Source organism: Rhodococcus sp. 05-339-2 (assembly GCF_002258965.1).
Lineage (GTDB): Bacteria > Actinomycetota > Actinomycetes > Mycobacteriales > Mycobacteriaceae > Rhodococcoides.
The window spans coordinates 185684-207739 of sequence record NZ_NOYW01000008.1 but is presented as its reverse complement, the minus strand read 5'-3'; the positions used below and the strand labels follow the sequence as shown (position 1 = coordinate 207739).

General features: G+C 64.5%; 20 protein-coding genes. 7 read left to right on the top strand and 13 right to left on the bottom strand.

Annotated elements, in window-relative coordinates; all coding sequences use genetic code 11:
- Both CH273_RS07235 and CH273_RS07230 read right to left on the bottom strand, forming a co-directional pair.
- Nucleotides 1–780: an ABC transporter permease gene (locus CH273_RS07235; RefSeq protein WP_094629802.1), complete on the bottom strand. Its 780-nt coding sequence runs from the start codon at nucleotides 778–780 to the stop codon at nucleotides 1–3.
- 94 nt (nucleotides 781–874) lie between these two features.
- Nucleotides 875–1717 (bottom strand): MlaE family ABC transporter permease, encoded by an 843-nt coding sequence (locus CH273_RS07230; RefSeq protein ID WP_082322355.1) that lies wholly within the window; start codon nucleotides 1715–1717, stop codon nucleotides 875–877.
- A 233-nt stretch (nucleotides 1718–1950) separates the two neighbouring features.
- On the opposite strand from CH273_RS07230, the gene CH273_RS07225 reads away from it, so the two are divergent.
- The gene (locus CH273_RS07225) at nucleotides 1951–3000 is read left to right on the top strand and encodes a M48 family metallopeptidase (RefSeq protein WP_032393810.1); all 1050 of its coding nucleotides are present in this window, start codon (nucleotides 1951–1953) and stop codon (nucleotides 2998–3000) included.
- Between the two features lie 77 nt (nucleotides 3001–3077).
- Here the strand turns inward: CH273_RS07225 and lpdA are convergent, their stop codons facing one another.
- Nucleotides 3078–4493, bottom strand: coding sequence for a dihydrolipoyl dehydrogenase (gene lpdA, locus CH273_RS07220; RefSeq protein WP_032393809.1), 1416 nt, complete (start codon nucleotides 4491–4493; stop codon nucleotides 3078–3080).
- 115 nt (nucleotides 4494–4608) lie between these two features.
- On the opposite strand from lpdA, the gene CH273_RS07215 reads away from it, so the two are divergent.
- Nucleotides 4609–6642, top strand: coding sequence for a prolyl oligopeptidase family serine peptidase (locus CH273_RS07215; protein ID WP_032393808.1), 2034 nt, complete (start codon nucleotides 4609–4611; stop codon nucleotides 6640–6642).
- A 3-nt stretch (nucleotides 6643–6645) separates the two neighbouring features.
- On the opposite strand, the gene CH273_RS07210 is transcribed toward CH273_RS07215, so the two are convergent.
- The 3 genes from CH273_RS07210 to ppk2 all read right to left on the bottom strand — a co-directional run bounded on the left by CH273_RS07210 (nucleotide 6646) and on the right by ppk2 (nucleotide 10589).
- Nucleotides 6646–7716, bottom strand: a complete 1071-nt coding sequence (locus CH273_RS07210; protein ID WP_052049235.1) for an alpha/beta hydrolase — start codon at nucleotides 7714–7716, stop codon at nucleotides 6646–6648.
- 122 nt (nucleotides 7717–7838) lie between these two features.
- A complete protein-coding gene (locus tag CH273_RS07205) occupies nucleotides 7839–8672 on the bottom strand; it encodes an alpha/beta hydrolase family protein (protein ID WP_032393806.1) in 834 nt (277 codons plus the stop codon).
- Nucleotides 8673–9644: 972 nt separating this feature from the next.
- Nucleotides 9645–10589, bottom strand: coding sequence for a polyphosphate kinase 2 (gene ppk2 / locus CH273_RS07200; protein WP_032393805.1), 945 nt, complete (start codon nucleotides 10587–10589; stop codon nucleotides 9645–9647).
- Nucleotides 10590–10887: 298 nt separating this feature from the next.
- Here ppk2 and CH273_RS07195 point away from each other — a divergent pair, with 298 nt between their 5' ends.
- On the top strand, nucleotides 10888–11091 hold the full coding sequence (locus CH273_RS07195) for a PspC domain-containing protein (protein ID WP_032393804.1): 204 nt from the start codon (nucleotides 10888–10890) through the stop codon (nucleotides 11089–11091).
- 57 nt (nucleotides 11092–11148) lie between these two features.
- On the opposite strand, the gene CH273_RS27605 is transcribed toward CH273_RS07195, so the two are convergent.
- Both CH273_RS27605 and CH273_RS07190 read right to left on the bottom strand, forming a co-directional pair.
- Nucleotides 11149–11304: a hypothetical protein gene (locus CH273_RS27605; RefSeq protein WP_155290781.1), complete on the bottom strand. Its 156-nt coding sequence runs from the start codon at nucleotides 11302–11304 to the stop codon at nucleotides 11149–11151.
- Between the two features lie 157 nt (nucleotides 11305–11461).
- A complete protein-coding gene (locus CH273_RS07190) occupies nucleotides 11462–12868 on the bottom strand; it encodes a glucose-6-phosphate dehydrogenase (protein WP_032394140.1) in 1407 nt (468 codons plus the stop codon).
- A 60-nt stretch (nucleotides 12869–12928) separates the two neighbouring features.
- On the opposite strand from CH273_RS07190, the gene CH273_RS07185 reads away from it, so the two are divergent.
- The gene (locus tag CH273_RS07185) at nucleotides 12929–13531 is read left to right on the top strand and encodes a hypothetical protein (protein ID WP_032394139.1); all 603 of its coding nucleotides are present in this window, start codon (nucleotides 12929–12931) and stop codon (nucleotides 13529–13531) included.
- Here the strand turns inward: CH273_RS07185 and CH273_RS07180 are convergent.
- Entirely contained in the window at nucleotides 13528–14100 is a 573-nt protein-coding gene (locus tag CH273_RS07180) for an isochorismatase family protein (protein WP_032393803.1), read from the bottom strand. The genes CH273_RS07185 and CH273_RS07180 overlap by 4 nt on opposite strands.
- A gap of 21 nt (nucleotides 14101–14121) precedes the next feature.
- Here CH273_RS07180 and CH273_RS07175 point away from each other — a divergent pair, with 21 nt between their 5' ends.
- The gene (locus CH273_RS07175; protein ID WP_032393802.1) at nucleotides 14122–14928 is read left to right on the top strand and encodes an MOSC domain-containing protein; all 807 of its coding nucleotides are present in this window, start codon (nucleotides 14122–14124) and stop codon (nucleotides 14926–14928) included.
- A 54-nt stretch (nucleotides 14929–14982) separates the two neighbouring features.
- Here CH273_RS07175 and CH273_RS07170 read toward each other — a convergent pair whose 3' ends face one another.
- From CH273_RS07170 to aspA, 3 genes are read right to left on the bottom strand one after another with little or no spacing between them, the layout of a single operon-like run.
- Nucleotides 14983–15903: an asparaginase gene (locus CH273_RS07170; protein WP_230596608.1), complete on the bottom strand. Its 921-nt coding sequence runs from the start codon at nucleotides 15901–15903 to the stop codon at nucleotides 14983–14985.
- Nucleotides 15896–17335: an amino acid permease gene (locus CH273_RS07165; protein WP_032393801.1), complete on the bottom strand. Its 1440-nt coding sequence runs from the start codon at nucleotides 17333–17335 to the stop codon at nucleotides 15896–15898. The genes CH273_RS07170 and CH273_RS07165 overlap by 8 nt, the downstream gene beginning before the upstream one ends.
- A 4-nt stretch (nucleotides 17336–17339) precedes the next feature.
- Nucleotides 17340–18779: an aspartate ammonia-lyase gene (aspA, locus tag CH273_RS07160; protein WP_032393800.1), complete on the bottom strand. Its 1440-nt coding sequence runs from the start codon at nucleotides 18777–18779 to the stop codon at nucleotides 17340–17342.
- A gap of 99 nt (nucleotides 18780–18878) precedes the next feature.
- Between aspA and CH273_RS07155 the strand changes: the two genes are divergently transcribed.
- On the top strand, nucleotides 18879–19580 hold the full coding sequence (locus tag CH273_RS07155; protein ID WP_032393799.1) for a FadR/GntR family transcriptional regulator: 702 nt from the start codon (nucleotides 18879–18881) through the stop codon (nucleotides 19578–19580).
- Between the two features lie 35 nt (nucleotides 19581–19615).
- Nucleotides 19616–21031, top strand: a complete 1416-nt coding sequence (gene argG / locus CH273_RS07150) for an argininosuccinate synthase (protein ID WP_032393798.1) — start codon at nucleotides 19616–19618, stop codon at nucleotides 21029–21031.
- A gap of 67 nt (nucleotides 21032–21098) precedes the next feature.
- On the opposite strand, the gene ligD is transcribed toward argG, so the two are convergent.
- Nucleotides 21099–22052: a non-homologous end-joining DNA ligase gene (ligD, locus tag CH273_RS07145; protein WP_032393797.1), complete on the bottom strand. Its 954-nt coding sequence runs from the start codon at nucleotides 22050–22052 to the stop codon at nucleotides 21099–21101.
- Nucleotides 22053–22056 lie beyond the last annotated feature (4 nt).

Below are 22056 nucleotides of genomic sequence, written 5' to 3'. Positions count from 1 at the left end.
CTACCCCGAAATCCTTATCCCCGAGTCGAATCCCCACAGAACCAAGGTCATGATCATGTCCAGCACCACCACCGCGACGAGGCTGGCTCTGATGGCGCGGCCCGACGCTCGCCCCACACCTTCCGGACCGCCCGAGGCGTAGTACCCCTGGTAGCCGTGGATCAGAATGATCGTCACGACGAACACAGCAGCCTTGAGCAGGGAGAACAGCACGTCGATCGGTTGCAGAAAGGCACTGAAGTAGTGGTCGTAGGTGCCGGAGGACTGTCCACCGACGACCCGGACCACGAACGCGCACGACAGGTAGCTCAGGATCAGCGTCAGCAGATACAGCGGCACGATCGTGACGATTCCCGCGATCACCCGGGTGGTCACCACGAACGGCATCGACTGGATTCCCTGAGCTTCGAGGGCGTCGATCTCCTCGGAGATCCGCATTGCGCCGATCTCGGCCGTCATCCGACATCCTGCTTGCGTCGCGAACCCGATGGCCGCGATCATCGGGGCGAGCTCACGAGTGCTGGCGTACGCGGAGATGAAGCCCGTCAGCGGCTCCATCCCCACCATGCCCAGTGAATTGAACCCTTCGATTCCCACGGATGCACCCACCGCGACACCCAGGACGACGAGAACCGACACCGTTCCGCCACCGACGATCAGTCGTCCACTGCCCCAGGTGATGTCACTGAGGATCAGCAGCATCTGACGTCGGTAGGCACGAACCGTGTGAGGTATCGCCACGAGCACCTTGACGCAGAACGTCAGCTGATGGCCCAGCATCTCGAGTACCTCGAACGGCTTACGTCCGAGGTATCTGGCACCGCGGGTCAGATGAGCGGTGCCGTGCACTGTGTATCGAGAAGGAGTGGCCACGTCAGCCCAATCTCTGCGGCATGAACATGGCGACCAGCTGGGTGATCACCACGTTGACCGCGAACGCCGACACCACACCGAGCACCACGGACGCATTGACCGCGTTGGCCACCCCGCGAGGACCGTGCGAGGCGGACAAACCGCGGTGGCACGCAACAACGATGACGATGACCCCGAATATCTCGGTCTTCACCAGGGCGACGACGAGGTCTGCCACCGAGGCGAAGCTCGCGAACGAGCTGATGTAACTGCCGGGCGTGCCACTCTGGAAACCGACGTTGATCGCGTAGCCGGCGGCCAGACCCATGAAGATGATCAGAATGCACAGAAACGGTGCCACCAGGAGGATGGCTGCCAGCCGTGGCGCGACGAGCCTGCGCACCGGGTCGATTCCCATCGTCGACAAAGCATCGATCTCGTCGCGAATGGTGCGCGCCCCCAGATCGGCTGCGACCGCCGACCCTGCGGCACCGCCCAACAACAGAGCCGCGACGATCGGTGCCCCTTGGCGGATCACCCCGAGACCACCTGCAGCACCTGCGATGGACGTCGCGCCGATCTGATCGGTGAGACTGCCGACCTGCACGGAGACGATGACGCCGAACGGAATGGACACCAGTACCGCTGGGACGACCGTGACGGTGACGACGAACCAGGCCTGGTCGACGGTGTCACGCCACGGATGCCGCAACGTGGCGATGTCACGTACGAGGTGAACGAAGGCCAGTACGCCCAGCTCCAGCGTCTGGCCGAACGTCCTGAATCCACCGGAAACCCCGTCGCTGACGCGTGCGAGCGTCGATACCGGCGACGACAATTCCCCACCCCCCAAACTCGTGTTCATGGCGACTCCCCCGCGCCGAAAACGAAAAGTACCAGCCGGCAGTCGACCAAGTGACGTTTTCCTCACTTACCGACCTATGAGAAATCACAGACTTCGGCCGGGCTGCCTGAGGTTCCGTTGCGACCGAGCGCTCGGGTGCGCGCAGCGTCGTACGGGCGTCGCTCGCCTCCAGTACGGACCGTTCGCCCCGCTTTACTGATACTTTGAATTCTCATCGACGCTGGGAGAAAAGATTGACAAGCGCTCCGGATCGCACCCGCATCGAATTCCCCGACATCTCCTCTCGCGCGTGGGAACACCCGTCGGATCGAGCTGCGCTGGTCACCCTGCGCACCCTCAAAGGTTTCGACACCGTTCTGCGCACGCTGTCCGGGCTGCTACGCGAACGGCAGCATCGCCTGATGTACCTCGCCACAGCGGTACGCGTCGACGAGCGCCAGTTCAAGGACCTGAACGACCTGCGCACCGACTGCGTGAACATTCTCGGTGCCGAGGAGACACCCGAGTTGTTCGTCGTGCAGTCACCGATGGTCAATGCGTTCACCATCGGAATGGACCGCCCGTTCATCGTGCTGACCACGGGCATGCTCGACATCATGACCTACGAGGAGCAGCGTTTCGTCGTCGGTCACGAGCTGGGCCACGCGCTGTCCGGGCACGCGGTGTATCGCACCGTGCTCATGCATCTGATGCGGCTCGCCGGCACGGTCGGCTGGGTTCCGGTGGGCGGCTGGGCCCTACGCGCGGTCATCGCAGGATTGATGGAATGGCAGCGAAAGTCCGAACTATCCGGTGACAGAGCAGGTTTGCTGTGCGGACAGGACGTGCACACCGCGATCCGCGTGCAATTGAAGCTGGCCGGCGGCGCACGCATCAGCGAAATCGACGTCGATGCCTTCCTGGCTCAGGCCGCCGAGTACGAGGCCAGCGGAGATCTGCGCGACGGCGTACTCAAGCTGCTCAATCTCGAACTCCTCTCGCACCCGTTCTCGGTGCTCCGCGCCGCGGAGTTGAAGAAGTGGGTCGACGACGGCGAGTACGCGGCCGTACTTCGCGGCGACTACCCACGCAGGTCCACCGACCACGAGGCCAAGGTCTCGGAGGAGTTCCGTAACGCAGCGCGCACGTACAAGAACAACTTCGACACCTCCGAGGACCCGCTGATCAAGACGGTGCGAGACATCGGAAGTGGCTTCACCGGAGCCGTCGACGCCGTCGGCAACGGAATCGGCGACGTGGCGTCGGACATCAAGGGACGCTTCGATCACTGGCGAAAGTCGTAGCGCCGGAGCAGGACCCGAGAACGACGAGGGCGGCGACCACCGAAGTGGTCGCCGCCCTCGTCGTCGTTCGGCTGGGATCAGAAGTTGATCATGTGCCCCGCGAGGCCGTGGATGGCCTCCTGCAGTGCCTCCGACAGCGTCGGGTGCGTGTGCACGTTGCGTGCCAGTTCGTTGACCGTGAGGTCCCATTTCTGGGCGAGGGTCAGCTCGGGCAGCAGCTCGGAAACGTCCGGTCCGATGAGGTGTCCGCCGAGCAGTTCACCGTGCTCGGTGTCGGCGATGAGCTTGACGAAGCCGGTGGCGTCGCCCAGTCCGTGTGCCTTGCCGTTGGCGGCGAACGGGAAGTTCGCAACCTTGATGTCGGACCCGCGGGCCTGAGCCTCCTCGCGGGCCTGATCCTCGGTGAGACCGAAGCTGGCGACCTGCGGCTGGCAGAACGTCGCACGCGGCATCATGCGGTAGTCGTCGATCGGCAATGTCTCTGCGCCGCCGATGGTTTCGGCAGCCACGACGGCCTGGGCCTCGGCCACGTGAGCGAGCTGCAGCTTGGCGGTGACGTCGCCGATGGCGTAGATGTGCGGCACGTTGGTCTGCATCGTGTTCGTGATGCCGATGGCACCGCGATCGGTGAGCTCGACGCCGGTCTTCTCCAGGCCGAATCCTTCGACGCGAGGCGCGAAGCCGACGGACTGCATCACCTTGTCGACGGTGAAGGTCTCGCTCTCACCGGACTTGTTGTGCTTGATCGCGACGGTGACCTTGGAGCCGTCGTCGTCGATGCTCTGCACGCCTGCGCCGGTGATGACCTTGACGCCGAGCTTCTTGTACTGCTTCTCGATTTCCTTCGAGACGTCCTTGTCCTCGTTGGGGAGCGCGCGATCGAGGAACTCGACGATGGTGACGTCGACTCCGTAGTTCTTGAGGACGTAGCCGAACTCCATGCCGATCGCGCCGGCACCGACGATGAGGATCGAACCCGGCAGATCCTTCGTCATGATCTGCTCTTCGTACGTGACGACGTTCTCGCTCAGTTCCGTCCCGGGAAGCAGCTTGGTGGTGCTGCCCGTCGCGATGATCGCGTTGTCGAACGTGATCGTCTCGGTACCACCCTTGGTCAGCTCGACCTCGATGGTGTTGGCATCGGTGAACGTACCCTTGCCGTCGTACTCGGGGATCTTGTTCTTCTTCATCAGGAAGTGGATGCCCTTGACGCGGCCGTCGGCGACCTTGCGGCTCCGATCGAAGGCTGCGCCGAAGTCGAAGGAGGCTTCACCCGAGATGCCGAACAGCTTGGCCTCTTTGGTGAAGAGGTGCGCCAGCTCGGCGTTACGGAGAAGGGCCTTCGAGGGGATGCAGCCGACGTTCAGGCACACACCGCCCCAGTACTTCTTCTCGATGATGGCAGTGCTGAGTCCGAGTTGTGCCGCGCGGATAGCAGCGACGTACCCACCGGGACCGGCTCCGAGGACAACGACGTCATAGTGTGAGGTCACGAGTCCCCAGCGTAGTCGTGCGGTCCGACGCTGTCTCGACCTGGTCTTCGTTACCAGCCGGTAGCCACGCGAGCGCCGACCACCCCGACGGCCCGAGTGCTGCTAGAACTGTGGAATGGCAATCTCGGACGACCCGTACCTCTGGCTCGAAGACGTCACCGGCGACGCTGCGCTCGCGTGGGTGCGCGAGAAGAACGAGGTGACGGTCGAGGCGCTGAGCGGGACGGCGTTCGAGGCCACCGAGGCGAGCATCCGAGAAATTCTCGACACCGACGCGCGCATTCCGTACGCCCGTCGGCGCGGGCGATTTCTGTACAACTTCTGGCGCGACGCCGAGCACGTCCGCGGCCTGTGGCGTCGAACCACGATGGACGAGTACCGAACCGAGAATCCGGCGTGGGACGTGCTGCTCGATCTCGATGCGCTGGCCGCGAGCGAGGACGAGAACTGGGTGTGGGGTGGCGCTCAGGTGCTGCGCCCCGATCAACGGCTGGCTCTGGTGACGCTCTCTCGCGGCGGCGCCGATGCAACGGTGGTCCGCGAGTTCGATCTGGACTCCCGCACCTTCCGCGCCCCGGAGAACGGCGGATTCGCCCTGCCCGAGGCAAAGACGGACATCGGGTGGATCGACGCTGACACCGTCTTCGTCGGAACGGATTTCGGACCGGGCTCGCTGACCGAGTCGGGCTATCCGCGCATCACGAAGCGGTGGCATCGCGGTACCTCGGTCGACGAGGCCGAGACCGTGTACGAGGGTGCGGCACAGGACATCTCGATCTCCGCCTGGCACGATCGCACCCCCGGCTTCGAACGCGACTTCGTCCAGCGCGCCACCGACTTCTACAACTCCGAGACCTACGTGCTCGACGGGTCCACGTTGACCCGGATCCCGACGCCCACCGACGCGTCGACCTCGGTGCACGAGAACTGGTTGCTGGTTCGCACGATGACGCCGTGGACGGTGGGCGACGAAACCTATCCGGCCGGCGCACTGCTCGCTGCGGATTTCGACGAGTTCGTCTCCGGCACGATCGCTCTCACCGTTCTCTTCGCTCCCGATGCGCACACCTCCCTGCACCAGTACGCCTGGACCGAGAATCACCTGCTGCTGGTGACCTTGCAGGACGTACGGACGCAGTTGCACGTCCTCACCCCCGGCGAGAAGGAGTGGGCAACCGGCACGATCGACGGGTTGTCGGATCTGACCTCCACCGAGATCATCGGAACCGACGCCGAGGAGAACGGTGACGAGTTCTTCCTCTCCTCGTCCGGCTATCTCACTCCGGCGACATTGCTGGTGGGCACCGTGGGCGGTGAACTCGAAGTTCTCAAGCAGGCTCCGGCGTTCTTCGACGCCGACGGCCTGACGGTGGAACAGTTCTTCGCACGGTCCGACGACGGTACCGACATCCCCTACTTCGTCGTCCGACGCGCCGATTCCGGTCCCGGACCGACACTGCTCTACGGTTACGGCGGCTTCGAGATCTCGATGACGCCCGGCTACAGCGGTGCGACCGGACGGGCGTGGCTCGAACGTGGCGGCACCTACGTCGTCGCGAACATCCGCGGCGGCGGAGAGTACGGGCCGTCCTGGCACACCCAGGTCCTGCGCGCCGGACGCCATCTGGTGCACGAGGACTTCGCCGCCGTCGCGCGCGACCTCGTCACCCGCGGCATCACCACCACCGAGCAGTTGGCCGCGCAAGGCGGGAGCAACGGCGGTCTGTTGATGGGCATCATGGTGACGAAGTACCCGGAACTGTTCGGCGCGTTGGTATGTCAGGTCCCGCTGCTGGACATGAAGCGGTACCACCTGTTGCTCGCGGGGGCGTCCTGGGTGGCCGAGTACGGCAACCCCGACGACGCGGACGAGTGGGAGTTCATCTCGCAGTACTCCCCCTACCAGAACGTCGTCGCCGCATCCGAACGTCGGTATCCGCCGATTCTGATCGCCACGTCGACCCGCGACGATCGCGTCCATCCCGGACATGCACGCAAGATGGCGGCTCGATTGGCCGAACTCGGCCACGACGTCAGCTACTACGAGAACATCGAAGGTGGGCACGGTGGGGCGTCGGACAACGCGCAGTTGGCGTTCAAGACCGCGTTGACCTACGAGTTTCTGTGGCGACACCTCGCTCGTAGCTGACGGTCAGGCAGCGAGAGCGTCCTCGAACATCGGCCAGGAATCGTGCAGGTCGTTCTGCCAGTAACCCCACGAGTGAGTCCCGCGGTCACGCAACTCGAAGTGGGCCGGGATGTCGAGCTGCTCGAGGGCCGTCTTCAACCTGCGAGTGCAGTCTCCGGTCGCCACCTCGATAGCACCGCCCACGACCATCTGGTTGAGCAACACGAAGCCGGTTCCGTTGGGGTTCGTACCGTCGAGGGTGTCCGATGCCCCCGCCAGCCCGCTGCCGTTCGAGATGTACAGCGCTGTGCCACGCAACTTTTCGGCATTGATCACCGCATCGTTGCGTACCCAGTCCTGATGATCGTCCGGCCCCCACATGTTCGTGACGTTCGCGCCGAGCGCCATGGACACGACCGTCTTGACGTATGCCTGGCCCAACGCGTCGGTGGTCGACGCGCATCCACTGTAGGAACCGACGGCACGGTAGAGCCCCTGGTGGTGAGCGGCCAGGTTCAGGACCGAGGTCGCGGCCATCGAGATACCTGCAATTGCGTTGCGGCCGTTGGTATCGAGCAGATCGTCCACGAGCGGTGGGAGTTCGGCGGTCAGGAAGGTTTCCCACTTGTTGCGCCCGAGCCTCGGATCGTCCTGCTGCCAGTCGGTGTAGTAGGAGTAGGCCCCTCCGACCGGGGTCACCACATTGACGTTCTTGTCGGCGAAGAACGACACGACATCGGTCTGGGTGTACCAGTCCATTCCGTCGAGTCCGCCGCCCGCGCCGTTGAGCAGATACAGCGTGGGGCTCGGAGCCGTCCGATCGGGAGATCGCAGAATCTTCAGTGGGATCGTCCGGTCCATCGCGGCCGAGTGAACGAATGCCGTCATGGCGACGTCGTCGGTCACCTCGGTGCGCACCACGTACGACTCCGTCGGACCGGACGTCTCCTCGGCCGGGGTCGCGGAGGCGAGCGGGTGCGCCCCCGCCGCGGCGCAGGCCACCACGCATACGACGACCACTCTGCGTAGCGCCCTCGATCGGAGAAACTGCTCCCCACCACCGATTCGACGAACAGAATCCCCCAGGCCGCTCATAGTCGTGCTCGCTATCGTCGTTCACACAATTGTTGGTTCAAAGACTTTGTACACCAAAACGAACCAGAAGCATGTGCAAACGTACGAAAACCAGTGGATTACCCAGTTCGGATCCGAACCCGTCAGCGATGCATCCACTCCGCCACGAGGTCAGCGACCGCCGTGGGGCTACGGATCCACCCGTTGTGTCCGAGTGGCTCGTCGACGTGCACCGAGGTGACTTCGGCACGGGCAAGCTTGCGTACGAGGTTGTCCATCGAGCCACGGGGTGCGAGGTCGTCGCCTTCGATGGTGACTGCGAGCACGGGAAGCGTCAGACGGCCCATCCGCTCCTCGTAGTCCATGTCCGCTCCCGCCGGTTCGATCGTCCCGGTCCGCGCGAACCGGGACCAGTCGTCGATCAGAACCCTCGACTGACGGCCGAACCCGCCGATACCGATCCGATCTCCCGGCCAGAACCCGGCGATGCTGCTGGTGATCGCCATCGCTGCGGCACCCACGTACAGCGGGACGCCGCGGGTGGTGCCGAATCCGCGGTGGTAGGGCGAACCCGACGCCACCAGGATCAGTCCGCCGAGCCTGCCCCTGATGCGGGCGGCGTACATCGCACCGAGCTGGCCGCCCATGCTGTGGCCGAGCAGGAACGGCGTCGCTTCCGGGAACTGCTCGCGAACCACCTCGAATATCGCCGGGAAGTCGACCGAAACCAGTTCCTGGTACCCGTAGCGACTCGCCGAACTCGGCTTCGGCACGCTGTCCCCCTGACCCCGGAGGTCGCCGATCGCAGCATGGAAACCGCGCGCGACGAGAGCCTCGGCGAACAGCCGGTAGTAGCCACCGGGAATGCCGAGGCCGGGAAGAACGACGATCACGGGTGCATCGTCACGGCCCTCACCGGGGAACAGTGACACCGGCACGGTCGAACCGTCGGGCATCTGAATCGGAACCGTCTGCATCGGCTCACCCTATGACGGGTGCAACCATGCCTCCCCCCAGGGCTCGTGTTCACCGGATCGCCGGCCAATCATCGAGTGGTGCAGATCTTTTCGGTCGAACGAATGACATCTCCAACGAATGCACGTCGAACGACGAGAGCCGGGCCCGACGATGCGGACCCGGCTCGAAGCCGTGAATCAGGAAGTCATGAGTCAGGAGGGCAGGCCGGGGATTTCGACGGCCGAGCCGCTACCTTCCGAGCTACCGAGAGCGAGCAACTGCAGCAGGATTGCGAGCAACTCCATGAAAACTCCTTCGAGAGAGGGGGATTCGATGCCTGGACAGCATCGCGAACCGTCACGAGTTCATCGGATGTAGAGATCCGTGCAGCCGTTGGGCCGCAGGCCCAACGGCGCGGCGGTCGGTCAGTCCGAGGAGGAGCTGATTCCCGAGAAGAGCTGGAGGAAAATTGCGAGGAGGTCACCGAGTTCAGCGGACATGCGAAATACTCCTTCTTCGAGGGGGGTGTGCAGATCGCCTGTGACGGATGTCACGCGATGATCTCTGCAAGAAGATTTGTACCGCAGTCGGTCTCGGTTTGTACACGGAAACAACAGTAAAAGTCGAAAATCTTGGTGCGGTGTCACAAAACGGTGACGGTACCGACCGTGGCCGCCCCCGACGAACGGTCACGGCCACGGTCGACACGGATGAACTACGCCGCGCTACCCGACGTCAGCACGCCGACGATCTGATCGACGATCGCGTCGACGATGCCGTCGTAGACGCCGGTGGCGATGTCGGAGATGAACTGCGCTGCTGAACCCATGAGAACTCCTGTTACTCGTGTGCAAGGACAGCCGTAGGCAATACGACCTCGTTCGTTCCTACCGCACCGACGATGACGGTGCATAGCCCGGTACCAACTCGAGACATCGAAGATCCACTACCGCAACGACTTACCGGATATTGCACCATATTACGCGGCAAAACTACTCGCCGATCACGTCTTTCGCGCGCCCCACGAGCAGAGGGTCTGTTTCACCGACTATTTCGGAATCCTTGTTCGCGTAGTCGAATTTGTTGAGCACGAAGCGCATGGCGTTGATGCGAGCCCGCTTCTTGTCGTTGCTCTTGACGACCGTCCACGGCGCGACATCGGTGTCGGTGGCACGGAAGTTCTCCTCCTTCGCCGCGGTGTAGGCATCCCACTTGTCCAGCGAGGCAAGGTCCATGGGCGAGAGCTTCCATTGCCGCACCGGGTCGACCTGCCGGATGGCGAAGCGGGTGCGCTGCTCGTGCTGCGACACCGAGAACCAGAACTTGGTCAAGCTGATGCCCTCGTCGACGAGCATCTGCTCGAACAGCGGTGCCTGCCGAACGAACTGAGCGTGCTGCTCGTCGGTGCAGAACCCCATGACCCGCTCGACGCCCGCCCGGTTGTACCAGGACCTGTCGAACATGACGATCTCCCCGGCCGCGGGCAGATGTGCGATGTAGCGCTGAAAGTACCACTCGGTCGACTCACGAGCCGACGGCTTCTCCAGCGCGACCACGCTGGCACCGCGCGGGTTGAGGTGTTCCATGAATCGCTTGATCGTGCCGCCCTTACCGGCGGCATCTCGGCCCTCGAAGATGATGACGTGCCGTCGCCCGGTCTCCTTGGTCCACATCTGCAACTTGAGGAGTTCGATCTGCAGAAGACGCTTCTCCAGTTCGTACTCGGCACGCGTCATACGCTCGTCGTACGGGTAATTCTCGCGCCAGGTGTCGACGACGTGGCCGTCGGGGACGGTCAGCAGTACCGGATCGTCGTCATCGGAGTCGTCGACGGTGAAGCCCGACGTGTCGGCAAGATCCACGGCTGTCGTGATGTCGAGCAGGTCGCTCAGGTTGGTACGCGCAGCCGTGCCGTTGCGGAGATCGTTGTCGGTCATGGGCCGAAAGTTAGTGCTCATCGGTGACCGATCCATGTCGGTTCGGTGAACACCCGATGCATCCGGTTTCACCGCAGGCGCTACCCGGTCCGCAAGGGGGACGGACCGGGTAGCGCCTGCTCGTGAACTCGCCGATCTCATGCGAACGTATCGGCCGTCACAGCGGTAGGTCCAGGGGTCTGCCCGGAAAAGTCGACGATCTTGTTCGAGCGCCGATTTCGGACCGTTCGTTTGTCGGGGTCGATATGGGTGAAATCCCCGATGCGCCGAAAGGTGTTGCTGATGCAGACTTTTCAGCATGACATTCGAGAGCGGTTCCCCCAGAGAGTTCACCAGGTCGAGTTCGCAGAAGATGATGGGAGGTGTATGCGGCGGAGTTGCCGAATATTTCGGCTGGGACGTCAACATCGTCCGACTCGCGACCGTTGCCGGCGCAGTCCTGACCGGCGGCACCGTCGTGCTGATCTACCTCGCGGCGTTGATGTTGATGCCGCTCCGATGAAGCCCGAACGCGACGAAGCCCCGGACCTCGACAACAGGTCCGGGGCCCCGCGACCGACTACTCGGCGACGCTGGAGAGTCCTTCGGCGCTTCCGGTGAAGAGCTCGGTGATCGCGTCGGAGATGCCTGCAGCGATGCCGTCGGTGATGATTCCGCCGAGGCCGCCGCCTTCGGTGCCGCCGCCGAGCAGACCGGTGATGAGATCGAGAAGCATGGAGTGAGCACCTTTCGGAGTAACGACGAGGCCTGGTTGAAGATTGGACCGGGCGGCAGAAATATAACGCGCCCGTTCTGTCCGATCCGCCGTTTGCCCGAAAAAGTCCCGCTCCCCGTTTGTTGCCGGAAAAAACTTCCGCGCGGTTGCGCGCGAACTACTCCTGTCCGGTGATCAACCAGCCGCACGGTCCGGCGAGCTCGTCGGCCTCGGCGGGTCCCATCGAACCGGGCGCGTAGCTCTTCACCTCGGGCGGGTTGCTCAGCAACGGGGCGGCGACGTCCCAGACGTGCGCCAGACCGTCCGGCCTGGTGAACAACGACCGGTCTCCACTGAGCACATCGAGGATCAAGCGCGCGTACGGGCTCAGCGGCTCGGCGTCGGGCACCGACTTCAGCGGCAGCGCCAGATGCCCCACCGACAGATCGAAATCCGGGCCCGGTTCCTTGACCGTCATGGCGATGTCGATGCTGCCGTCACCCGAGAGGTCGAACGAGAGCACAGTGCCGTCCTCGGGCAGTTCGGTGAGCGGACTGTCGGCCGGTTTACCGAACACCAACGACACGCGCTGCTGGCTCACGCCCAACATCTTTCCGGTGCGGAGCAGAAACGGGACTCCGCGCCACCGGTCGGTGTCGACCCACAACTTCGCCGCGACGAACGTGTCGACCCTCGAATCGTCGGCGACGCCCTCGACATCGCGGTAGCCGTCGTACTGACCGAGAACCACCTCGCCGGTGTCCAGCGGCCGGAACTGCCCGATCACGGTCTCACGCGCCGATTGCAGATCCTCGGCCTTCAGCGATGCGGGCGGCTCCATCGCGACCTCCGCGGCGACCTGGAACAGGTGGGTGACGAGCATGTCCAACACGGCACCGGTGGCGTCGTAGAACTCGGCGCGGTCGTCGATGTCGAGCGTCTCGGGGACGTCGATCTGTACCTGCGCGACGTGTTCGGAGTTCCAGATTCCGCTGATCATGCCGTTCGCGAACCGCAGCACATGGAGGTTCTGCGTCGCCTCCTTGCCGAGGAAGTGATCGATGCGATAGACCTGGTTTTCCTCGACCACCTCGTGCACGGCCTTGTCGAGTTCCTCGAAGTTGCTCTGCGAGGTACCGAAGGGCTTTTCGTAGACCACCCGGGAGCCGTCGGCCAGATCGTGTGCTCCCAAGGCCTTCGTGTAGTCGACGAAGGTGCTCGGCGGCAGAGCGATGTAATGGACCAGCTGGGCGTCGTCGCCGACGACCTTCTTCGCGTCGGCGACGACCTCGGGCAACTTACCGGGATCGTCGACGGTGAAGCCGTTGCCCGCGAAGCGGATTCGCTCGGAGAACGTCGTCCAATCGTCCTCGGCCACGTTCTCGGCGAACTCGTCGAGGACGCTGCGTACGTGATCGCGGAACTCGTCGTCGGAGGTGTCCTTGCGGCCGTTGCCGATCAGGACCCATTTCTCCGGGAGCAGGCCTTCGAGGTGGAGTTGGTAGAACGACGGCAGGACCATTCGCTTCGCGAGGTCTCCGGTTGCGCCGAAAAGGACGAATACAGTGGGTTGCGAGGACGCCATGACCTCCACTATGCACCGCACACTTTGGGCGCGCACAGTGCCGACGAGTGAGAGTGCATGATGACCAGATCACGGTTTCACGGTGAGATCTACGGGGTAGGCACAACGTCCGGCGTGCGCATCGTCGTCGGGCATTGGACGCGATCGCCGCTGGGCGAATTCACCGACGTCATGATCCAATTCGCGGACGGCAGACGCCTGCTCGTCGCGCCCGACGAGGACGTTCGGGAATTCGTCACCGCCACATACACCTTCGACGCCACCGAACTCGTACCGGTGACATTCACCGCTCAGCAGGATGGTTGGCGGTCGGTGACAGCGGGTGACCTGTCCGTGAGAATCCGCGTTGCCGGACCCACCGTGCTCGGCCGCGCACTGAGCCTCGTCCCCGACGTGGTGTCGACAGCACCGTGGTTCTGCGCGATCAGCGATCCCATCGCCCGAGTGATACTGCGCGGAGTCCGCACCCGCGGCAGCGCGGGTGGGGGCCGACGTGAGTACTACGGTGCCAGGCACCAACACCGCGTCACCGACGTGCAGGCCTCGTGGCAGGGCGAGGACCTCGGATCACTGACCCCGGTCACTCCCCCGGTGACCTTCGGATTCGGCAGCACCCCGGCGGCACCGTCGGTCACATCCATCACCACGACGATCGACAGTTAGACCACCACGGCGCCGGACGCCCGCAGATCGTCGAGGGCAGCGGCCGACGACTCCGGCGCAACTCCCGCGACGAGGTCGGTGAGAACACGGACGTCGAGCTTCTCGGCCACAGCGTCTTTCGCCGAAGCCAGAACGCAGTAGTCGGTCGCAAGCCCGACGACGTCGATGTCGGTGACCTCGTTGGCGGTGAGTATCTCGGCGAGGGACGTCCCGTCGTCGGTGACACCCTCGAACGCCGAGTACGACGGTTTGCCCTGCCCCTTGTAGACGTGGACGTCCACCGAACCGGTCGCGAAATCGGGGTGATACTCGGCTCCGACGGTGCCCGCGACGCAGTGCACCGGCCACGTGGTGACGAAGTCCGGGGCGGCGTCGGTGGCGAAGTGTCCGCCGTTGTCGCCCTCGGCGTCGTGCCAATCGCGCGAGGAGACCACGAGGTCGTACTCGTCACCGTGGCGCGCGAGGTACGCGCTGATCCTGCGCGCGACTTCCGCGCCGCCGGTCACCGCAAGCGCGCCGCCTTCGGTGAAGTCGTTCTGCACATCCACTACCAACAGAGCACGAGTCATGGATCCCAGTATCCTCGACGGGTGCGCGTGTCGTCTCTGGTGACCTACCCCGTCAAAGGATGTGCCGGTGCCGTGCTCGATGCCGCCCAGGTGAGTGCCACCGGCCTCGAACACGATCGATCGTTCATGATCGTCGATGCGGACGGCGCATTCCGCAGTCAACGCACCGACCCCGTGCTCGCGGTCGTCCGCTGTTCGGTGGGCGACGGAACGTTGACGCTCGAGCACGACACGTCCGGCTCGGTGACCGTGTCGGTGGACCGCGATTCCGAGGCGCGAGACATCACGATGTTCCGCAGCCCGATGCGCGGGATCGATCAGGGCGACGACGTCGCCGACTGGCTCACCGACGTCATCGGAGAACCGTCACGCCTCGTCGCCGCACCGCGCGACCTCGACCGCGTCACCGACGGAATCCGGCCAGGATCAGCACAATTCGCCGACAGCTCTGCGGTGCACATCCTCTCGACCGCCACCTTGGCCGGGCTCAATTCCCGCCTCGACGTCCCGCTGCCGATGGATCGTTTTCGGCCCAACATCGTCGTCGACGGCTGGGACTCCCCGCACCGGGAAGACGAGGTGCGGGAGGTGACCATCGGCGGGGCGCGATTGGCCTACACCAAACTCGCCATACGCTGCGCCGTCACCACGGTCGAGCAGTCCACCGGTGTGCGCACCGGTCCTGAACCGCTGCGCACGCTCGGCGACTACCGCCGCGGTCGGCAGAAGGGCGTCGCCTTCGGGTCGAAGTTCTCGGTGGTGCAGGACGGCACGGTGACCGTCGGGGACGAACTACACGTCGCGAGTTGGGGCGAGTCGGAGCTGTAGCTCGGCTGTGGTGCGCTGAGTGTCCACTTTTCGGTTCCGCGGGCGGGTTTCCGCTCACGCGAAGGAATTGTGGACAACCACGTCACTCGCTCCGGTGGCAATCAGCGCCGCCAACTGGATCCGCGCCTGCCCCGCCCGCAGTTCGCGGGAGAACACCGCACCCGCATCGAGGAGATCGTGGCCACCCCCACCGCCGCCGTACGTCGGCGAGGTCTCGCCGAACGGAACCCGCGTCGTGACCACCACGTGCACCCCGGCGGCCACTGCCTCCTTCACCGCATGGACGACGCGGGCGTTGGTGTTGCCCGAACCCGTCGCCTCGAGCACGATGCCCGACGCCCCGGCCTCGCGGCACGTGTCGATCTGCAGTCCGTCGGCCCCGGGATAGAGGGCGACGATGTCGACGCGAATCCCGGCAATGGGCTTCCACTGCAGGGGTTTCGGCCGAGGCAGCGCCGCCGACCGAAAGGCATCGAGTTCGGTGGTGTGCTTCTTGATCGCGCCGCGCGCCGGCAGCAAACGACCGCCGAACGCGATCAGAACACCGGGCTCGGACTGCGCGGCCGCCACCGCCGCGGCGATGTTGCTCGGGCCGTCCGGATCTGGATGATCGGCCGTGCGCTGTGCACCGGTGAAGACCACCGGACGTTCGTCGTCGTGGAACAGATCGACGTAGAGCGCTGACTCCTCCATCGTGTCGGTGCCGTGCAGCACCACCACTCCGGCGCATCCGTCCTCGGCCAGCGCGTCCGCGACCGCAGTGCGAATGGTGTCGAGATCGGCGAAGTCCAACGCCGAGCTGTCCTTCGACATCACCTCGTGCACCCGAACACCGTCGACATCGACCCCGATGCCGGCGACCGGACGAGAGACACCGTGCTCGTCGCGACTGCTGGCAATCGTGCCGCCTGTGGTCAACAAGGCGACATGCTCGGCGCTCTCCGGTCGTTCCTGCAGGCTCCACTCCTCAGTCACTGCGCGCCGCCACCTCTCGAATTCGCTTGCGGCACAAAAACCATCCTCCGACGAGCATCGGCGCGATGAGCAGGATCGACGCCACCGTCCAGGTACCGACCGGTTTGTCGAAGGCCATCAGCACGAGTACACACGCCAGGAAGCCTAGCGTTGCGTATCCGGTGTACGGGGCACCGAAGAGCTTGAATGCAGGTCGGGTGACCGCACCGGTTCTCGACAGTGACCAAAACTTCAACTGACACGCCACGATGACGGCCCAGGCGCTGATGATGCCCAGAGCGGCAAGGTTCAGCACGATCTCGAAGGCCTGCGCCGGAACCACGGCGTTGAGCACGACGCCGAGCAGCGTCACCACCGACGTCAGTGCGATGCCGCCGTACGGCACACCCGACTTGTTCATCCGCGCGGCGAACGAGGGGGCCGAACCGGCGACCGCCATCGAATGCAGGATGCGTCCGGTCGAGTACAGCCCGGCATTGAGGGAGGACAACGCTGCGGTGAGGACGACGAGGTTCATGATCGCGTCCGCGCCTTCGACGTCGATCGCTCCGAAGAACGTCACGAACGGACTCTCACCGGCCCGATAGGCGGTGTACGGCAACAGCAGTGACAGCAGCAGCACCGAGCCGACGTAGAACACGACGATACGGATGATGACGGTGTTGATCGCCTTCGGTATCACCTTCTCGGGATTCTGCGTCTCACCGGCCGCCGTGCCGACCAGCTCGATCGAGGCGTAGGCGAACACCACTCCCTGGATCACCACGATGGCAGGCAGCAGTCCGTTGGGAATCAGCCCGCCGTTGTCGGTCAGCACGCTCAGACCCGGTTCTTGTCCGTCGATGGGAGTGCCGAAGATGACGTAATAGGTGCCGATGGCCAAGAAAGTCACCAGTGCGACGACCTTGATGAGCGCGAACCAGAACTCCAGCTCACCGAACACCTTGACCGACACCAGGTTCAGCCCGAGCACGAGCACCAGGCCTGCGAGCGCGAAGACCCATTGATCGACGTTGCCGAGCGGAGCCCAGTATTTCTTGAAGAAGTTCATGTAGAGCGCCACGGCCGTCACGTCGACCACCGCTGTCATCGCCCAGTTCATCCAATACAGCCAGCCGGCCGCGAAAGCGACTTTCTCGCCGAAGAATTCGCGCGAATACGAGACGAAGGATCCCGACGACGGGCGGTGCATCACCAGCTCACCCAGTGCGCGCAGAATCAGGAAGGCGAAGAATCCGCACAGCGCGTACACCAGAACCAGGGCAGGTCCAGCGTCGCGCAGTCGCCCGCCCGCGCCCATGAACAGTCCGGTGCCGATCGCGCCGCCGATGGCGATCATCTGGATCTGGCGAGGGGCCAGCTCTTTTCGGTAGCCCAGGTCTTCTTCACTGAAGGCCTTGGCGGTGTCGACACTCCGGTTCTCTGTACTCATCGCGTTACCTCGTCGACGTCTCGGGAGCAACGGAATGCTCGGTGGGAGCCACCCGCAGATTCGCGAGGTGCTCGGGGCTCAGGAGTCGATCCAGTTCGTCCCGGGCCAACAGGCCCTTCTCGAGAACGAGGTCGACCACGTTTCGACCACTGACCAACGCCTCCTGGGCAATAGCAGTCGATTCCACGTATCCGAGATACGGGCTCAGCGCGGTGATCAGGCCGATGGAGTTCTCCACGCGTTCACGCAGCAGGTCGACGTTGGCGGTGATGCCGTCGACACACCGATGCGCGACGGTTCGGCATGCGGCGCTCAGGTGCGCCATGCCGTCGGACAGGGACTTGACGATGATCGGCTCGAATGCGTTGAGCTGCAACTGTCCCGCCTCTGCCGCCATGGTGATGGTGACGTCGTGACCGATCACCTCGTAGGCGACCTGATTGAGAACCTCGGGGATGACGGGGTTGACCTTGCCGGGCATGATCGACGAACCCGCCTGCATCGGAGGCAGATTGATCTCGTTGAAGCCCGCGCGTGGCCCGGAGGACAACAGCCGGAGGTCGTTGCAGATCTTCGACAGCTTCACCGCGACGCGCTTGAGAACGCCGGACAGGTGCACGAACTGACCGACGTCCTGCGTTGCCTCGATCAGATCCGTCGCGGTCACCAGAGGCAGACCGGTGATGGTCCGCAGATGTGCGACGGCCGATTCGGTGTAGCCGGCGGGAGCGTTCAGTCCGGTGCCGATGGCGGTGGCTCCGAGGTTGATCTCGTGCACCAGCAGTGCCGCTTCCTCGAGTCGCGAGCAGTCCTCGTCGATCATGACCGCGTAGGTACCGAACTCCTGGCCGAGGGTCATCGGCACTGCATCCTGCAGCTGCGTGCGGCCCATCTTGACGACGGTGGCGAACTCGGTTGCCTTGCGGCCGAACGAGTCTCGCAACACCTTCATCGAGGCGATCAGCTCGTGGACGGCGAAGACGGTCGCGATGTTGACCGACGTCGGGTACACGTCGTTGGTGGACTGCGACGCGTTCACGTGCTCGTTGGGGTGCAGCATGCTGTAGTCGCCGTGCGGGTGCCCGAGAATTTCCAGGGCGCGGTTGGCGATGACCTCGTTGGCGTTCATGTTGGTCGAGGTGCCCGCGCCACCCTGGATGACGTCGACGACGAACTCCTCGTGCCACTGACCGTCGAGAATTTCCTGACACGCCGTACGGATCGCTTCCCCGCGGGTGGCGTCGAGAATTCCGAGATCCTGATTGGCCGACGCGGCGGCCCACTTCACTGCGGCGAGTCCGCGAACGAGGTGCGCATTGGTGGAGATCGGACGCCCGGTGATGGGGAAGTTCTCGAGGGCGCGCAGGGTGTGGATTCCCCAATACACGCTGTTCGGGATTTCGCGTTCCCCGAGAAGATCCTTCTCGATGCGGGTATCGGCCACGGTGCGCTCCTAGGTGAGGGTGTCCAGCTGTCCGGCTGTCTGACAGGTAGAGTGTGGCGCAGAACACCTCATCGGTCAACCCCACGCTAGGATCACGTCATGAACCTGTCGGACAGCTGGGCAGTCAGTGCGCCCACGAATGCCCGGATGAGCGCGGCCGAGGCGGTGTTCGCAGACCTGCGCGCGGCCATCGCGTCGGGCGAGCTCCCCGTCGGCCAGAAGTTGCCGTCCGAGGCGGCCCTTGCCGCCCGGCACAGCGTCAGCCGCTCCGTCATCCGCGAGGCACTGCGCTCCTGCCACGCCCTCGGCCTGACCGAGACCAAGACGGGCCTGGGCACGTTCGTGATTCGCGACCGCGTCGGAAACGACCTCGACATCGGCAACTACGCGGCCCGCGAACTCATGGAGGCCCGCCCTCACGTGGAGATTCCCGCCGCCGGCTGGGCCGCGGAGCGACGCACCGACGAAGAGTTGGCGGTGCTCGCCGGCCTGGCGGACGAAATGCGTTCGGAGGACGACCACGAGGCCTGGGTTCTGCTGGACGCGCAGTTCCACACCGCGATCGCGCGGGCGAGCAAGAATCGCGTGTTCGAGGCGATCATCGTCGACATCCGGGATGCCCTGACGCGGCAATCGGAGACCCTCAACCTCGTCGCACATCGGCAGCAACAGTCCAACGTCGAACACGACGCCATCGTCGACGGCATCCGATCGGGCGAGTACGACGCCGCAGCCCGCGCCATGACCACGCATCTCGATGCCGTCCGGGGTGCCGTGGAGTCGCTCGCCGATCACCCATAACAGCCCGAGTAGCCCGTCCGACTAGGCTGCTTGCCGTGACGAAGGTATTGAACTCCCTCCCGGTCGGCGAACGAATCGGCATTGCATTCTCCGGCGGTCTCGACACCTCGGTGGCTGTCGCATGGATGCGCGAGCACGGGGCGATCCCCTACGCGTACACAGCCGACATCGGCCAGTACGACGAGCCGGACCTGTCCGATGTGCCCGAGCGCGGCCTGGCCTACGGGGCCGAGCAGGCGCGGCTCATCGACTGCCGTGAGCCGCTCGTCGAGGAGGGTTTGGCGGCACTGACCTGCGGCGCGTTCCACATTCGCTCGTCACTGCAGACGTACTTCAACACCACCCCGCTCGGCCGCGCAGTCACCGGCACCATGCTGGTGCGCGCGATGGCCGAGGACGGCGTCTCGATCTGGGGCGACGGATCAACGTACAAGGGCAACGACATCGAGCGGTTCTACCGCTACGGCCTGCTCGCCAACCCGCAGCTGCGGATCTACAAGCCCTGGCTCGACGAGGCGTTCGTCGCCGAGCTCGGCGGTCGGCACGAGATGTCGCAGTGGCTCACCCAGCGCACGCTCCCCTACCGTGACTCGGCAGAAAAGGCCTACTCCACCGACGCCAACATCTGGGGCGCCACCCACGAGGCGAAGAAGCTCGAATACCTCGACACGTCACTCGAGATCGTCAGCCCCATCATGGGCGTTCGGTTCTGGGACCCCGAGGTGGACATAGCGCCCGAGGAGGTCACCGTCGAGTTCGAGCGGGGTCGACCGGTGCGGATCGACGGCAAGAGCTTCGACAGCCCCGTCGACCTGGTCATGGAAGCCAACGCAATCGGTGGACGCCACGGCCTCGGCATGAGCGATCAGATCGAGAACCGCATCATCGAAGCCAAGAGCCGCGGCATCTACGAGGCTCCAGGAATGGCACTGCTGCACATCACCTACGAGCGCCTCGTCAACGCCATCCACAACGAGGACACCGTCGCCTCGTACCACAACGAAGGCCGTCGACTCGGTCGTCTGCTGTACGAGGGACGCTGGTTCGATCCGCAGGCACTGATGCTGCGCGAGGGCCTGCAGCGGTGGGTCGGCAACGTCGTCAGCGGCAGCGTGACACTGCGACTGCGCCGCGGCCAGGACTTCACGATCGTCGACACCCAGGGCAGCAACTTCAGCTACCACCCCGAGAAGCTGTCCATGGAACGCAGCCAGGGCCAGGCGTTCTTCCCCGGCGACCGCATCGGGCAACTCACGATGCGCAACCTCGACATCGCCGATTCACGCAGCAAGCTCGAGCAGTACGCCGCCCAGAACCAGCTCACGGCCTGGGGCGAACTGATCGGAGAACTGCCCGCAGGCGGAGCCGACGCCATCGCCGCCAGCGGCCCCGACGGCTCCGTGGACTCCTCGGCACTCGACCACGCCGCCATCGAGTCCGGCACCGACTGATTTTTGCCGCCGAACTCGAAGTTATGGACGGATTTCCGCCGATTTCCGTCCACAACTTCGAGTTCGGCTACTCCTCGGGCTCCGTCAAACCCTCGTGCTCGTCGCGCTCCGCCCATTCGAGTAGCTCGTCGATCGCGAACACCGCATCGTCGATGCCCGCGTGCAGGTCCCCCAACTCGGCGAATCTGGCCGGCACCGTGAACATCGTGAACTCGCGCGGATCGACGTCGGCAACCTCGTCCCACGAAATCGGCGTCGACACCGTCGCCTGCTGATTCCCGCGCACCGAATACGCGCTGGCGATGGTGTGATCGCGGGCGTTCTGGTTGTAGTCGACGAACAGTTTCGACGGGTCGCGGTCCTTGCGCCACCACGTCGTCGTCACGTCCTCGGGTGCGCGGCGCTCGACCTCACGCGCGAAAGCCAGTGCAGACCTTCGCAAGTCCTTGAACCCGTAGGCCGGGTCGATGCGCACGTAGATGTGCAGACCGTGCCCACCGGAGGTCTTGGGCCAGCCGACGGCCCCCAGATCTCCCAGCACCTCCTGAACCACCCCGGCCACGCGTCGGACCCGGTCGAAGGAACAGTCGGGCATCGGATCGAGGTCGATGCGCCACTCGTCGGGCATCTCGACGTCGGCGCGGCGGCTGTTCCACGGATGGAACTCCACGGTCGACATCTGCACCGCCCAGGCCACGTGCGCCAGTTCGGTCACGCACAGCTCGTCCGCGGTGCGGTTGTAGCGGGGAAACGTCACCTGCACGGTCTCGAGCCACGGCGGCGCGCCGTTCGGCACCCGCTTCTGGTGCACCTTGTCGCCGGCCAGTCCCTTGGGAAAGCGATGCATCATGCACGGGCGCTCCCGAAGCGCCCGCACGATGCCGTCGCCCACGCTCAGGTAGTAGTTCACCAAATCCAGCTTGGTGGCTCCGCTTTCGGGGAAGTACACACGCTCGGGGTTGGAGATGCGGACGATGCGGTCACCGACCGGTAACTCGATCGACGGAGAGCTACTGACCATGAGG